At 65.0% G+C, this 13,416-nt stretch carries 12 protein-coding genes; 7 read left to right on the top strand and 5 right to left on the bottom strand.

Annotation, left to right across the window (positions count from 1 at the left end; all coding sequences use genetic code 11):
* The first annotated feature begins 49 nt into the window (after window positions 1-49).
* The 3 genes from RBA40_RS01215 (at window position 50) to RBA40_RS01205 (ending at window position 3,150) form a co-directional block, all read left to right on the top strand.
* Window positions 50-1,105 carry a sensor histidine kinase gene (locus RBA40_RS01215; protein WP_306645258.1) on the top strand — a complete coding sequence of 352 codons (1,056 nt, stop codon included), beginning with the start codon at window positions 50-52 and terminating at the stop codon, window positions 1,103-1,105.
* On the top strand, window positions 1,093-1,809 hold the full coding sequence (locus tag RBA40_RS01210; protein WP_306645257.1) for a LytR/AlgR family response regulator transcription factor: 717 nt from the start codon (window positions 1,093-1,095) through the stop codon (window positions 1,807-1,809). The genes RBA40_RS01215 and RBA40_RS01210 overlap by 13 nt, the downstream gene beginning before the upstream one ends.
* A 132-nt stretch (window positions 1,810-1,941) precedes the next feature.
* Window positions 1,942-3,150: an acyltransferase family protein gene (locus RBA40_RS01205; protein ID WP_306645256.1), complete on the top strand. Its 1,209-nt coding sequence runs from the start codon at window positions 1,942-1,944 to the stop codon at window positions 3,148-3,150.
* Between the two features lie 45 nt (window positions 3,151-3,195).
* Here RBA40_RS01205 and phaP read toward each other — a convergent pair whose 3' ends face one another.
* Window positions 3,196-3,882 (bottom strand): TIGR01841 family phasin, encoded by a 687-nt coding sequence (phaP, locus tag RBA40_RS01200; protein ID WP_306645254.1) that lies wholly within the window; start codon window positions 3,880-3,882, stop codon window positions 3,196-3,198.
* Window positions 3,883-4,276: 394 nt separating this feature from the next.
* On the opposite strand from phaP, the gene RBA40_RS01195 reads away from it, so the two are divergent.
* A complete protein-coding gene (locus RBA40_RS01195) occupies window positions 4,277-5,005 on the top strand; it encodes a hypothetical protein (protein WP_306645252.1) in 729 nt (242 codons plus the stop codon).
* Window positions 5,006-5,231: 226 nt separating this feature from the next.
* Here the strand turns inward: RBA40_RS01195 and RBA40_RS01190 are convergent, their stop codons facing one another.
* The 4 genes from RBA40_RS01190 to RBA40_RS01175 form a co-directional block, all read right to left on the bottom strand.
* Complete coding sequence (locus RBA40_RS01190) at window positions 5,232-6,125, bottom strand: ion transporter (RefSeq protein ID WP_306645251.1); 894 nt, start codon at window positions 6,123-6,125, stop codon at window positions 5,232-5,234.
* Window positions 6,126-6,137: 12 nt separating this feature from the next.
* The gene (locus tag RBA40_RS01185; protein WP_306645249.1) at window positions 6,138-6,548 is read right to left on the bottom strand and encodes a VOC family protein; all 411 of its coding nucleotides are present in this window, start codon (window positions 6,546-6,548) and stop codon (window positions 6,138-6,140) included.
* A gap of 15 nt (window positions 6,549-6,563) precedes the next feature.
* Window positions 6,564-7,115 carry an NADPH-dependent FMN reductase gene (locus tag RBA40_RS01180; protein WP_306645248.1) on the bottom strand — a complete coding sequence of 184 codons (552 nt, stop codon included), beginning with the start codon at window positions 7,113-7,115 and terminating at the stop codon, window positions 6,564-6,566.
* 108 nt (window positions 7,116-7,223) lie between these two features.
* The gene (locus RBA40_RS01175; RefSeq protein ID WP_306645246.1) at window positions 7,224-7,862 is read right to left on the bottom strand and encodes an NAD(P)-dependent oxidoreductase; all 639 of its coding nucleotides are present in this window, start codon (window positions 7,860-7,862) and stop codon (window positions 7,224-7,226) included.
* Between the two features lie 447 nt (window positions 7,863-8,309).
* On the opposite strand from RBA40_RS01175, the gene RBA40_RS01170 reads away from it, so the two are divergent.
* The 3 genes from RBA40_RS01170 to RBA40_RS01160 all read left to right on the top strand — a co-directional run bounded on the left by RBA40_RS01170 (window position 8,310) and on the right by RBA40_RS01160 (window position 13,388).
* Complete coding sequence (locus tag RBA40_RS01170) at window positions 8,310-10,628, top strand: S8 family serine peptidase (protein ID WP_306645244.1); 2,319 nt, start codon at window positions 8,310-8,312, stop codon at window positions 10,626-10,628.
* A 408-nt stretch (window positions 10,629-11,036) separates the two neighbouring features.
* A complete protein-coding gene (locus tag RBA40_RS01165; RefSeq protein ID WP_306645242.1) occupies window positions 11,037-12,896 on the top strand; it encodes a S8 family serine peptidase in 1,860 nt (619 codons plus the stop codon).
* Between the two features lie 153 nt (window positions 12,897-13,049).
* Window positions 13,050-13,388, top strand: a complete 339-nt coding sequence (locus RBA40_RS01160; protein ID WP_306645240.1) for a hypothetical protein — start codon at window positions 13,050-13,052, stop codon at window positions 13,386-13,388.
* Window positions 13,389-13,416 lie beyond the last annotated feature (28 nt).

Genomic DNA, 13,416 nt, shown 5'->3' with positions numbered 1-13,416 from the left:
AATCATCAGCGCTTCGACCAGCCCCTGCGTCACGCACCCCCGCCCAATCATGCGACTTCAACGCTCCACCACCGTCATCGGCGTCGCCTGGCTGCTGTTCTGGGCACTGATGGTATCGGTCGCCGTCGAAGACTATCTGCGCGACGGCGGCAAGACGCTGTGGCAGCCCGTGCTATGGGAAAGCTCCTCGATGCTGGCCGCAACCAGCCTGCTGGCGCTGCAGCGCCGCCTCACGCGCAACTACGACCATCTGCTGGCGACACCGTGGCGCTGGTTCGGCCTGCAGGCGCTGTTCCTGCCGATGTACTGGATGGCGTTCGTGCCGATCGCATTCGGCATCCGCCATGGCGTGTACGCGCTGGCCGGGGCGCGCTACGAACACGCAGCCTGGGGCCCGACCTTCTTTTACGAGTCGCTCAAGCTGTCGGTGTTCGTCGGCCTGTTCGTGGTGATCGTGTTCGGCATCCTGTCGTACCAGCAGCTGCTGGAGGCGAAGCTGCGCGCCGAGAAGGCCAACGCCCTGTTGCGCGAGGCGCACCTGCAACGCCTGCGCCAGCAGATGCAGCCGCACTTTCTGTTCAATGCGCTCAACACCATTTCATCCCTGATGCATACCGATGTCATGCGCGCCGACGCCACGCTGATCGAGCTGGCCGACGTGCTGCGCGCCACGCTCGACGTGGGCGAACTGCAGGTCGCGCCGCTGTCGACCGAACTGCGGCTGGTGCGCGGCTACGCGCGCGTGATGCAGGAGCGCTACGCCGAGCGCGTGACCATCGATTGGCGGATCGACGACGAGGTGCTGGCCTGCCCGGTGCCGGTGATGAGCATCCAGCCGCTGCTCGAAAACATCTTCAAGCACACCGTGGAGAAGCGGCGCGAGACGGCGCATATCGCCATTAGCGCCAGCCGCCGCGACGGCATGCTGGTGGTGACGCTGGACGACGATATCGGCACCCTGGCGCCCGATGCGCCGCCGGGGGTGGGCCTGTCCAACCTGCGCGAGCGCATGGCGGCCCTATACGGCGAACGCGCCAGCCTGGCCCTGTCGCCGCTGGCGCCAGCCGGGGTGCGCGTGGAAATGAGGGTGCCATGCGCATCCTGATCGTCGACGACGAGCGCCCCGCGCGCGACAGGCTGCGCCGCCTGCTGGCGCAGGAAGCTGGAGTCGAAGCCATTGCCGAAGCGCGCGACGCTGTCGACGCCATGCAGCGGATCGCGGCGTTCGCGCCGGACGCGCTGTTTTTGGATATCCAGATGCCCGAGGTGAGCGGCCTCGAACTGGCCGCGTCGCTGCCCGCGCCGGCGCCGCTGATCGTGTTCGCCACCGCGTACGACCAGTATGCCGTGCAGGCGTTCGACGCCAACGCCATCGATTACCTGCTCAAGCCCTACGACCAGGCCCGCCTGGGGCGCGCCTTGCAGCGCCTGCGCGAACGCCTGCTGGCGCGCAGCGCGCAGCTACTGCCGCCGTTCGCGGGCGAGCATGCGCTGCGCCAGTTGCTGGTGACCGAACGGGGCGTCACGCGCGTGATCCGCGTCGACCGGATCGGGTGGATCGAAACGGCCGACAATTACGTGGTGCTGCATACGGCCGGCGAGCAGCCGCTGATGCGGCAGACGCTGGCCGGCCTGCTCGACAAGCTGGGGCCGGGATTTGTACGCTGCCACCGGCGCGCGGCCGTGCAGCTGGCATGGATCGAGCGGGTCGACACGCTCGACAAGGGCGACTGCGAACTGGTGCTGCGCGACGGCGCGCGCGTGCCATGCAGCCGGCAGTACCGGGCCGCCGTCATGGCGCTGTTGTAAGGCCGTGCCGTAAGGCCGTGCCGTAAGGCTGCGCGCCGTTTCGCCCCACCACGGGCCCGGCTCGCCCCATTTCGCTGGCGCGCCGGAGCGTGCTGCTTCAGGCTAGGGTTTTCCACTCACCAGGCGCGCGCCATGACTTCCTCCCCCACCCGACTCTGGTTCCTCGACTGGGTCCGCATCCTCGCTTTTTTCGTGCTGATTCTCTACCACGTCGGCATGTATTACGTGACGTGGGACTGGCACGTCAAAAGTCCGTTCGCCAGCCATGCCATCGAGCCGCTGATGCTGCTGTCGTCGCCGTGGCGCCTGGGATTGCTGTTCCTGGTGTCCGGCGTGGCATCGAGCCTGATGCTGGCAAAGATTGGCGCCGGCCGCTTCCTGCGCCAGCGCAGCGCGCGCCTGCTGCTGCCGCTTATCTTCGGCATGCTGGTGATCGTGCCGCCGCAGGCGTACTTCGAAGTGGTGGAAAAGGTGGCCTACCAGGGCGGCTACGCCGACTTCATGCAGCTGTATTTGGGCCGTTACCGCGGCTTCTGCCGGGGCACCGATTGCCTGATCATGCCGACCTGGAACCATCTGTGGTTCGTGGCCTACCTGTGGGTGTACACGCTCCTGCTGGGCGGCCTGGTGATGGCGCTCGGCGCACGTTTCGACCGGCTGGCCGCGCGCGTCGGCGCGCTGCTGGCCGGATGGAAGATCATCGTGCTGCCGGTGGCGGTGCTGTCCATCGCGCGCATGGCGCTGATGTCGCGCTTCCCGACCACGCATGCGCTGGTGGACGACTGGTTCAACCACGCGACCTATCTGTTCCTGTTCCTGCTCGGCGCCATGCTCGCGCGCACGCCGCAATGTTGGCCGCGCCTGGAAGCGCTGCGCTGGCACGGCCTGGGAATGGCGGCGGCCGGCTGGGCCGCGCTGACCATTTATTATGCCCTGCCGGATGACCTGGTTTCCGCGCAGTTGGTCGAACCGCTGATGCACGCGCAGCGCATCGTGTATTGCCTGTTCGCGTGGAGCGCAATCGTGGCCGTGCTGGGATTTGCGCACCGCCACCTCAATCGCGACAGCGCCAACCGGCGTTATCTGGCGCAGGCGGTGTTCCCCGTGTATATCGTGCATCAGACGCTGATCGTCGTGATCGCGCATGCGATCCAGCCGGCCAGGCTGGCGCCGCCCATCGAAGCGCTGGTACTGATCGTGCTGACCTTGTGCCTCAGTTTCGGTATAGCCGACATCGTGCGGCGCTCACGCGTGCTGGGACCGCTCTTCGGCATCGCTCCCGGCACCAGCGCTCACGCGGTTGCCGGGACCGACAGGCAGCCCGCCCCGGCAACCGCGTGACAGAGTCCGGCCGGCTCCATGCCGGCCGGACTCCGGCGCGTACTCTTAGCTGTTCTTGCCGGTGCTGGCGCTACCGGTTTTACCGCTCGCGCTCGCGGAGCTGCCGGCCTGACCAGCCGACGTGGCGCCCGCACTCGTGCTGTTGCCCTGCATGCTGCCATGCATGTCGCTCTGGCTGCTGCCGGCCGAACCGCCCTGCGCGTTGCCATTCTGGCCGCTCTGCATGCTGGTGCTGCCGCGCACTTCGGTGCTGCCGTTGCCACGCCATGCGCCGGCGTTCTGGGTGAACGGATCGCTGAACTTGCGCATGCTTTCCTGTTGATTACGCACGCTGCGCTCGGTTTCTTCGGAAGCGACGCGGGCCACTTCGTCAGCCAGGGCGCGCGCGGTGCGGGTGGTTTCCTGCACATGCTGCTCGGTCACGCGGGCCAGTTCGACCTGCGCATCGGCAGCCACGCGGGAAATGTGCTGTTGATAGGCGCGCAGTTTTTCGCTGGCAGGCTGGGCGCGCGATGCGGCTGCACTGATCACGTCGGTCTGGCGGTCGGCGGTCAGCAGTTGCTGGCTGCTGATGGCGGTTTCTTCCAGCAAGGTCTGGGTCAGCTGAATGTTCAGATTGCACAGTTGCTGGAACGAATTGAACAACGATTTCGACATATCGTTGAGGAAAGAAACTTGTGCGTCCAGGTGGCTTCGCACAGCGGGAGTCACGGATTGTGAATATGGAAACATGTAGACCTCGATAAAGTAGTTTTTTCAAATAAACGGAGTTGCTGTACCGGGGACAAGCGGCCTGGTGTGTGACCCTTATCGCGCCGCCGCAGCGCAGGCGTGGTGAAAGCTCCTTGTCTCGTATCAAACCTTCTGCAAGATCTTGTCTTCAGCACGAGCCCCAAGACTAGGCGACAAGAGCGATCAGAGTTTGATATAGATCAAATGTGTTCAAGTCGGCAACGTTCTCGGCAGCCTTGCTGGCTTGAAACGGTGCGAGGGTGCTGCATCGCACCATAACAATGCCGTTTTCGTACCCGCGCGGCGCCGCCGCAGGGGAAAACAGGCGCACTCGGCCATGGCGTGAAACTTGCATGGATGCACGCACTAACCAACTCGACAAGGGAGCGCTGCCATGCTGCTGAAAAATGACTTGCTCTATTACCCGGCGCAGGCGCGCACGATCCGCATCCTGTGGATCGATAGCGCCGCCAGCGTCGCCTACACCTTCGAACTGGGTGCGAAAGGGGCGCACCCGGTGCTGGCGCCGCTGGCGGACCTGAGCGCCGACCTGCGCGAACAGCGCGCGCAACTTCTGGCGAGCGACCCGCATGCGAGCAGCGGCGACGCCACGACCCTGCCCGCGCGCCATCGCCAGGTGCGCGACCGGGCCTGGGCCGTGGTGCAGGTGCTGGTCGCCGACGAACCGGCGATCTACCAGGCGCGCCACCGCGGGCGCCTGGTGATGGCGCAAAGCGCGCTGCACGGGGTGTCGCATCCATCGGTCTACCGCTATCTGCGCCGTTACTGGGAGCGCGGCCAGCATCCGGATGCGCTGCTGCCGGACTATAAAAACTCCGGCGCGCCGGGCAAGACGCGCGGTTCCAGCGCCAACGTCAAGCGCGGCCGGCCGCGCAAATCGGGCAGCCATCCGGGCCTGAACGCCGACGATGGCATCCGCCGCACCTTTCACGCGGCGGTGGAGCGCTACAGCGCCACCCATGCCCAGTTCTCGCGGCGCGGCGCCTACCGGCAAATGATCCAGGATTTCTTCGACGCCCGCGATGCGGAACTGCTGCCCACCTTCGGCCAGTTCAATTACTGGATCGGCAAGGACGCGCCCGCCGCCAGCGCGGCGGCCTGAACCATCGTCCCGTGCACCGCGTCAGTGTTGTGCAGCGCATCAAAAAAGGCTGCTTGCAGCAACAGCGGCCTCCTCCGGGAGGCCGCTGTTGTTTGCGGCTAGAAAGAGCGTGCACGCGATTGATTGTTCGTCGCCAACAAATAAAGGGCGACGCGGATGCGCACCGCAGGCGCGGCGGCTTTGTTACAGATCAAGTGCGTGAACCAGAGTGCGCGGCCCCCTGGCGTCAGGATTTGTCGTACTCATACGCCGGCAAGGTTTCCCCGCAATCCTTGCAGTACTTCGCCTCCGGCTCGTGCCCTTCGCTCAGGCACGAGGGACACGTCCGGGTGGTCGGCTTCCAGTTCATCCGCTGCGATGTCATTTCCGCCGTCACGATCCCGGTCGGCACCGCCAGCACGCCCCACCCCAGCAGCATCATGAACGAAGCGATGATGCGTCCCAGGGTCGTCTGCGGGGTAATGTCGCCGTAGCCGACTGTCGTCATCGTCACGGTGGCCCAGTACATCGCCATCGGAATGCTGGTGAAGCCGTTTTCCGGACCTTCGACCACGTACATCACCGTCCCCAGAATGAGCACCGCCATCATCACCACCGACAGGAAAATGAGGATCTTGCGCCCGCTCGCGCGCAGGGCGCGCCCAAGCCGGATGTATTCGGTGATGTACAGCGTGAGCTTGAAGATGCGGAAGATGCGCAGCAGCCGCAGGATGCGGATGTCGAGGAAGGCCGACGCTTCCGGCACCAGCAGCGCAAAATAGGTCGGCAGTACCGATATCAGGTCGATCACGCCGAAAAAGCTGGTCGCGTAACGCCACGGATGGCGCACGCAGCACAGGCGCGCGATGTATTCGACCGTAAACAGCAGCGTGAACGTCCACTCCATCACGTTGAGCGGGCGCCCGAAACGGGCCACCACCGATGGCACGCTGTCGAGCAGGACGACCACGATACTGAGCAGGATGAGCGCCACCAGCAGCACGTCGAACGTCTTGCCGGTGCGCGTGTCGGCTTCAAAAATAATCGTGTAGATGCGCCGCCGCAGGCCGGTGTCGGGCTTGCCGTAGGCAGGCGGCGTGTGCGGAGCGATGTCCGCCGCCGGCGTGGAATTATTCGTCATCGTCGTGCGCGATCAGCCCGGCCAGGCCGGCCCCTTAAGCTCGACGGTATTGCCTTCGGGGTCGTCCAGGTAGATCGACGGTCCCTCCCCTTCGGCGCCGTAGCGCGATTCGAGCGCGCCGGGCGTGACGCCGCATGCAGTCAAATGAGTCCGGATCGCCTGCGCATCGAACGGTTCAACCCGAAAGCACACATGGTCCATATTGCGCCCCTCGCGCCCGGGCGCCGCACCGCCGGCCCGCCCCAGCTTGCCGTCCACCGGCACCAGATCGACCAGCGCACGGCCGGCGCGCAGTTGCACCAGGCCGATGTGGTCCTGGCGCCGCTCGATCGCGCAGCCAAGCACGTCGCGGTAAAAGCCGATCATCGCTTCCAGGTCGACCACGCGCAACACCACGTGGTCGATCTCACGGATATGTATCATCGCGGCGTCCCGGGTTCAGTCGGCGTGACGTTCGACCCAGACCGCGAACGCGTCGATGAACTTTTGCAGGAAGGCCTTGGTGCTGTCGTTGGTGAGGTTCTCGCCCTCGTACTGGCTGCCGATATTGGCCAGGTAGGCTTCAGGCTGCTGCATGGTGGGCATGTTCAGGAACACCAGCGACTGGCGCAGGTGATGGTTGGCGCCGAACGCGCCGAGCGCGCCGGGCGTGACGCTGACCACGGCGCACGGTTTGCTGCCCCACGCGCTCTGGCCGTAGGGACGCGAGCCGACGTCGATCGCGTTCTTCAGCGCGGCGGGCATCGAACGGTTGTATTCCGGGGTGCAGAACAGGACCCCGTCGAATTCCTTGAGCTTGTCGCGGAACTCGGTATAGACCGGCGGCGGCGCGGCGTCGTCGTCCTGGTTGTACAGAGGCAGCTGGCCAATCTCGACGATCTCCATGTCCAAGGTGGGCGGCGCCAGCAGCATCAGCGTCTTGGCGACCTTGCGGTTGAACGAATCCTTGCGCAAGCTGCCAATGATGACAGCGATTTTTCTTGAAGCCATGGCGGTCCTTTCGGGGGTGGTCGGTTGGTCGGCGGTGGAGCAATTGTAAATCTTAACAATTTTTACAGCACCGTGTGCACTTTCCCGAACACCCCGTCGAGCGGGTACTTAGTAAGCCAGCGTGAAGCGCTGGCGGCTATGCGCCGGGTGTTCCAGTTCATCGATCATGGCCACCGCGTAGTCTTCCACCGAAATGGCGCTGTTGCCGTCGGCGTCAAGCAGCAGTGCGTCGCCGCCGAGGCGGAACACGCCGGTGCGCTCGCCGGGCGAAATCATGGCGGCGGGGCTGAGCATGGTCCAGTCGAGCGAGGCTTGTGCGCGCAGCAGCGCGAGCGCCTGGCGCGCGCCTTCGGCACTGGCGCGGTACGCCTCCGGAAAGCCCGGCGTGTCGAGCAGCTGCACGCCCGGCGCCACTTCCAGCGAACCGGCGCCGCCAACCATCAGCAGGCGTGGCACGCGCGCTTCCTTGACGGCGGCGACGATGTTGCGTGCGCCGGTGAGGTAGTAAGCCTGCACGTCGCCCTGCGCATGGCCGCTGAAAGCCGACAACACGGCATCGGCGCCGGCCAGTTGCGCGGTCAGCGCGGCGACGTCCATCACGTCCGCCGCGCGCGCCTGCAGGCGCTCGCGCGCGGCCAGCTTGTCCGGACGGGTCGACAGTGCGGTGACCGCATGGCCGCGGTTCAGGGCTTCATTAAGCAAGGCTGTGCCGATGAATCCGGTGGCGCCGATCAGTACGATGTTCATTGCGAAACTCCTGCTGTTGTTTGGATGAGATACATGATGACAGCAAGCATTGATTCGATAAACGTCGATTGAAATAATTCATTGTTACCAAATTCTAATCAATGCGACCGCTTGGACAATCCTTACCAGCGTTGCGACGGCATAAAGTGAGCGGGCCTACAAGGCAGACCATTTAATCACTATTAACGAAGCGACGGATGCGATCCGGATGCTCAGCCAATGATGCTCCTCTTCCATCATGTTGCTCGCCAGGCGGCCCACCTTGCCGCACGGACGAACGACCTCATGGGTTTGTAAAAAGGAGCGGCGCCCAAGCAGCGGTCCAGCCGGACGCGATGCGGCGAGTAACGCCGGTCGCTCCTTACCAGCACGACTGTACGTGGGTCGCGTCCGGCCGGACAGTCTCTGTGCAGTGGCCGCAATGCGCGGCATTTACAGGAGCGTGTGATGGGCAATCAATCCAAACTGCAAGGCCGGCCGGGCGGCCAGTACGACCGCGCGCGGGTCGTTGTGCGTTTTCACGAGAACACCCGTCTCGATCCGACGGGCGACCTGGGCGAGCAGATCGACCGGTCCAATCTTGGGTCGTGGAAGAAACTGCTCGGGCAATTTCCGGGCCTGACGATCAGCCCGGTGTTTACCCTCATCAAGGGCAACGAGCTGGAGGAACTGATCCAGCGCGCGGTTCAGATGGACCGCACTTACAAGCCGGCCAACTTCGGGGCGTTTTATTATATCGACGCGCCTGCCAACATCGATCTGGTCGCCCTGGCCAGGACGCTGCTGCGCTGGCCCAGCGTGCAAACGGCCTACATTGACCATGCCGCGCCGGCTCCCGTGAATCCATCGGATGACCCGGAGCGCGTCAATCAGGGCTACCTCGACCCGGCGCCGGACGGCATCGATGCGGAATACGCGTGGGGCCAGCCTGGCGGCGACGGCGTGGGCCAGCGCCTGGTCGACCTCGAGAGCGGCTGGACCCTGGACCACGAAGACCTGGCGGCGCACGGGGCCACGCTCCTGCACGGATTTATCGACGACACGATGCGCAGGCACGGCACCTCTGTTCTCGGCATCATCTGCGCTGTTGACAATACGGTCGGCTGCGTGGGGATCGTGCCGGAGATCTCGGTCGATGTCGTCTCACATTACGGCAGTACGCGGCCGAACGCCATCTTCGCCGCCATCGCCCACCAAAGCTTCGGCGAAGTGCTGTTGCTGGAGGCGCAGGTCTACCTGAACGGTACCCCGGTGCGCGGGCCGATCGAAGCCTACGACGCGGATTACGAAGCGATTCGCCTGGCCACCGCGCTGGGCATCATCGTGATCGAAACGGGCGGCAACGGGACCGGCGGCTCGCCGCCGGCCCTGAATATGGATACCTACACCACCTTGTCGGGCCAGGCCATCCTTAACCGCGATGAGGCCAATCCAGAATTCCGCGATTCGGGCGCGATCATGGTCACGGCCGCAAGTGCGGCTGCGCCGCATACGCGGCTGCCGTTTGCGCCACACGGCAAGCGGATCGACTGCTATGCGTGGGGAGAGAGTATTACCACACTCAACTCGATTCCCGGCAGCCTGACCAGCGGGTACACCACCGGATACGGCGGAACCTCCGGCGCTGCGGCGATCATCGCTGGCGCGGCGCTCGCCGTCCAGGGCGGCGCGGTAGCGCAGTCGCCCGCCAGCGGGCGCCTGAGCCCGCGCCAGATGCGCGATATCCTGAGCGATACAGCCCGGGGAACCTTGCCGTCGCCCGCCGAAACGACGCGCATCGGGGCGATGCCCAACTTGCGCAAGATTTTCGATGAAGTCCTGGGCGTCACGCCCGACATCTATATCCGCGACTTCGTCGGCGACACGGGCGACCCGCACGGCGGCGCGATTTCAGCCAGTCCGGACGTGTTCATCCGTGCCAGCGCTTCCGCCGATCCGCAGGCCGAGTTCGGCTCCAGCAGTACCCTGGCGGACAGCCTGGATCTGGGCTCGACAGCCAACCCGAGCCACGACAACTTCATCTATGTGCGGGTGAAAAACCGCGGCGGAGCGGCCGCCACCGCAGTGACGGCCACCGTATTCTGGTCACCGGTGGCCACCCTGGTGACCCCTGACCTGTGGACGCTGGTCGGCAGCACCACCCTGCCATCGGTGCCGGCCACCGATTTGCTGACCGTGTCGCCCGCCATCGTCTGGCCGGCAGCGGCGATCCCGGCTCCCAACCACTATTGTTTTGTCGCGCTGATCGGCAGTGCTGGCGACCCGGCGCCGGCCCCCGCCGACTTCCTCGTCTGGGACAACTTCACCACCTTCATCAGGGCGAACAATAACGTCACCTGGCGCAATTTCAACGTCGTGCCTTATGAGGTGGAACTGATTGATGCCCCGGCGCTCGAATTTCTGGCGCCGGGTGCGCCCGACCAGGGCCGCGAGATGGCGCTGGAGATTGTCGGCAGGCTGCCGCCCGGCACAGCTCTTGCCCTGGAAGTGCCACTGGTTTTCCTGCAGATGCTGCGCGAGCGCCAGCTGGCGCCCGGTAACGCCGTCATCGACCAGGACCGCCGTGTCGCCTTGATCGCACTCAATCCAAACATGCCCATCCGCCTGGGCAATGTGCTGTTCCCCGCCAAGTCGCGCATGGCGTTCCGGCTGCTGGTTCGCATTCCCGAGGAGAACCGTGGCCAGACCTTCCAGATTTTCGTGCGGCAGGTGTGGCAACAGCAGGAAGTCGGGAGGGTTACATGGCAGCTTCAGCCAAAGAGCTAGTAGCGGTCAACGGCTGATCCGGCCGGCTCGGGCGTCGGGCCGGCTGCGCATGGTTGATAAGGAATTGATTTCGATTCCTTATCAATCCAGATGACGCCTCTCGATCAGATCGACCTGAACAGCCTGACCATCTTCCATACCGTCGCCGAGGCGGGCAGTTTACCGCCGCGGCGGACCGGCTAGGTGGCGCCCACCGATCAATCGCCACCCGGTTTGCGACGTCACAAAGCCGGGCACATGCACAAAGCCGACGATGCAAGACAGTGCTGATGAAGCACAGGGCTGCGATCCGGGTGCGCTTTGCGAGTGATGTTCCCCCTCCAAGTCTTGTACGCCAGGTGGCCCCTGGTGCCACCGGGCGGACAGCCTCCGTGCAGCGGCCGCAATGGGCGGCATTTACAGGAGAATATGATGGACAAACAAGACAACCTGCAAGGCAGGCCGAATGACCCTGCTTTCGGCCGCCCACGGGTGGTGGTGCGTTTTCGGGAAGGAGCGCGACTCGACGACACGGGCAACCTCGGCGACCAGATCGAACAGACCGGCCTGGGATCGTGGAGCAATCTGCTCGACCAATTTCCGGGTATCACGGTCACCCCGGTGTTTAGCAGCGAGGTAAGAAACAAGCAACTGGGCGCCGTCACAACACGCGCGCTCGAGTTGGACACCTCCTACAAGCCAGCCGACTTCAGCACGTTCTTTTACATCGATGCGCCTGGCGATACCGATATGGTCGCACTTGCCAAGACGCTGCTGAACTGGAACAGCGTGCAAACCGCCTACATCGACAGGGCCGGGCCGCCTCCCGTCATTCCATCGGATGACCCGCAACGGGCCAATCAAGGCTACCTGGACCCGGCGCCGGACGGGATCGACGCCGAATACGCATGGACCCTGCCCGGCGGCGACGGCGCGGGCCAGCGCTTCATCGACCTGGAGGCCGGCTGGACGCTGGAACACGAAGACCTGGCCGCGCACGCGATCACGCTGCTGCACGGCGACATCTACGATCCGCACCGCTTCCACGGCACCGCTGTCCTTGGCACCATCTGCGCCGTGGACAACGCGATCGGCTGCGTGGGTATCGTGCCGAAGGCCGATGCGGATGTGGTCTCCTTTTACGGCAGCACGCGCGCCGATGCCATCCTCGTCGCCATCGCCAACCTGAGTTTCGGCGACGTGCTGCTGATCGAGGCGCAGGTCTACCTCAACGGCACCTCCATGCTCGGGCCGATCGAAGCCTATGACGCGGAGTTCGAAGCGATCCGCCTGGCCACGGCAACGGGCATCATCGTGATCGAAGCCGGCGGCAACGGGACCGACAACGGCGCCACGCCCGAGCTGAACATGGATACCTACACGACCCTGGAAGGCAAGGCGATCCTCAACCGCGACGACGCCAATCCCGACTTTCGCGATTCGGGCGCCATCATGGTCACCGCTGCCAGCGCGGCCGCGCCGCATACGCGCCAGCCCTATGCGCCACACGGCAGGCGCGTCGACTGCTACGCCTGGGGCGAGAGCATCACCACCCTCGACTCGGTACCAGGCAGCGTGACTAACGCCTACACCAGCAGCTTCGCCGGCACCTCCGGCGCCTCGGCCATCATCGCTGGCGCCGCCCTGGCGGTACAGGGCGGCGCGTCAGCGCAGGTGCCGCCGCAACCGCGCTTCGGCCCCCTGCAGATGCGCGCCATCCTGAGCGATATGGCGAGGGGGACCCGGGCTTCGCCGGCCGAAACGACGCAGATCAGGGTGATGCCGGATTTGCGCAGGATTTTCAACGACGTCCTCAACGTCGCCCCTGACATCTATCTGCGCGACTTCATCGGCGACACCGGCGAGCCGCACGCCGACGCGGTGTCGGCCAGCCCGGACGTCTTCCTCAGGCGCACTGTCTCACCCGATCCGCAGTTCGAATTCGGCGCCGCCAGTGCAGTGGCCGAAAGCGTGGCGCTCAGCATGCCGGCGGCAAGGGGCCAGGACAATTACATCTATGTGCGGGTCAGGAACCGGGGCGGGACGGCCGCCACCAACGTCGTGGCGACCGTGTTCTGGGCTCCTGTCGCCACCCTGGTGACCCCGAACCTGTGGACGCGGATCGGCAGCGTCACCCTGCCGCTGGTGCCGGCTGGCGACCTGCTGACCGTGTCCCCTGCCCTGGTCTGGCCCAAGGCGGCGATCCCGGCGCCGGGGCACTATTGTTTTGTCGCGCTGATCGGCACCGCCGCCGACCCGGCCCCGCGCCGCGCCGACTTTCTTGTCTGAGAAAATTTCATCACCTACATCCGGGCGAACAATAACGTCACCTGGCGCAACTTCAATGTCGAGGACAACGAGCCCGATGCGCAAGATCCATCGGCGCCCGGCTTCAAGGCGCTGCCGTTTCTTGCACCGGGCGCCCCTGACAGGGGCCGCGAGATGGCGCTGGAAATCGTCGCCAGACTCCCGCAGGGCGCCGCGGTCCTCCTGGAAATGCCGCTGGTATTCTTCCGCATGCTGCACGCGAGCCAACTGGCGGCGGACGCCATCATCGACGACAAACGCCGGGTCGCCCTGATTTCGGTCAGTCCAAGCATGCGCACCAACTTTGGCTACGTCCTGTTCCCCGCCAGGTCGCGCATGCCGTTCCGGCTGCTGGTCCAGATTCCTGAAGAGAACCGCGACCAGGCCTACCAGATTTACGTGCGGCAGTTGTGGAGGAAACAGGAAGTCGGTAGGGTCACGTGGCAGCTTCAGCCAAGGGACGCACAGCCGTAAGCGGCTGATCCAGCCGGCCGGCAGCGTG

Source organism: Massilia pseudoviolaceinigra (genome assembly GCF_030846505.1).
Classification (GTDB): Bacteria; Pseudomonadota; Gammaproteobacteria; order Burkholderiales; family Burkholderiaceae_D; genus Telluria_A; species Telluria_A violaceinigra.
Note: the sequence above shows the minus strand (reverse complement) of the source record. Positions and strands in the feature narration are given on the sequence as shown.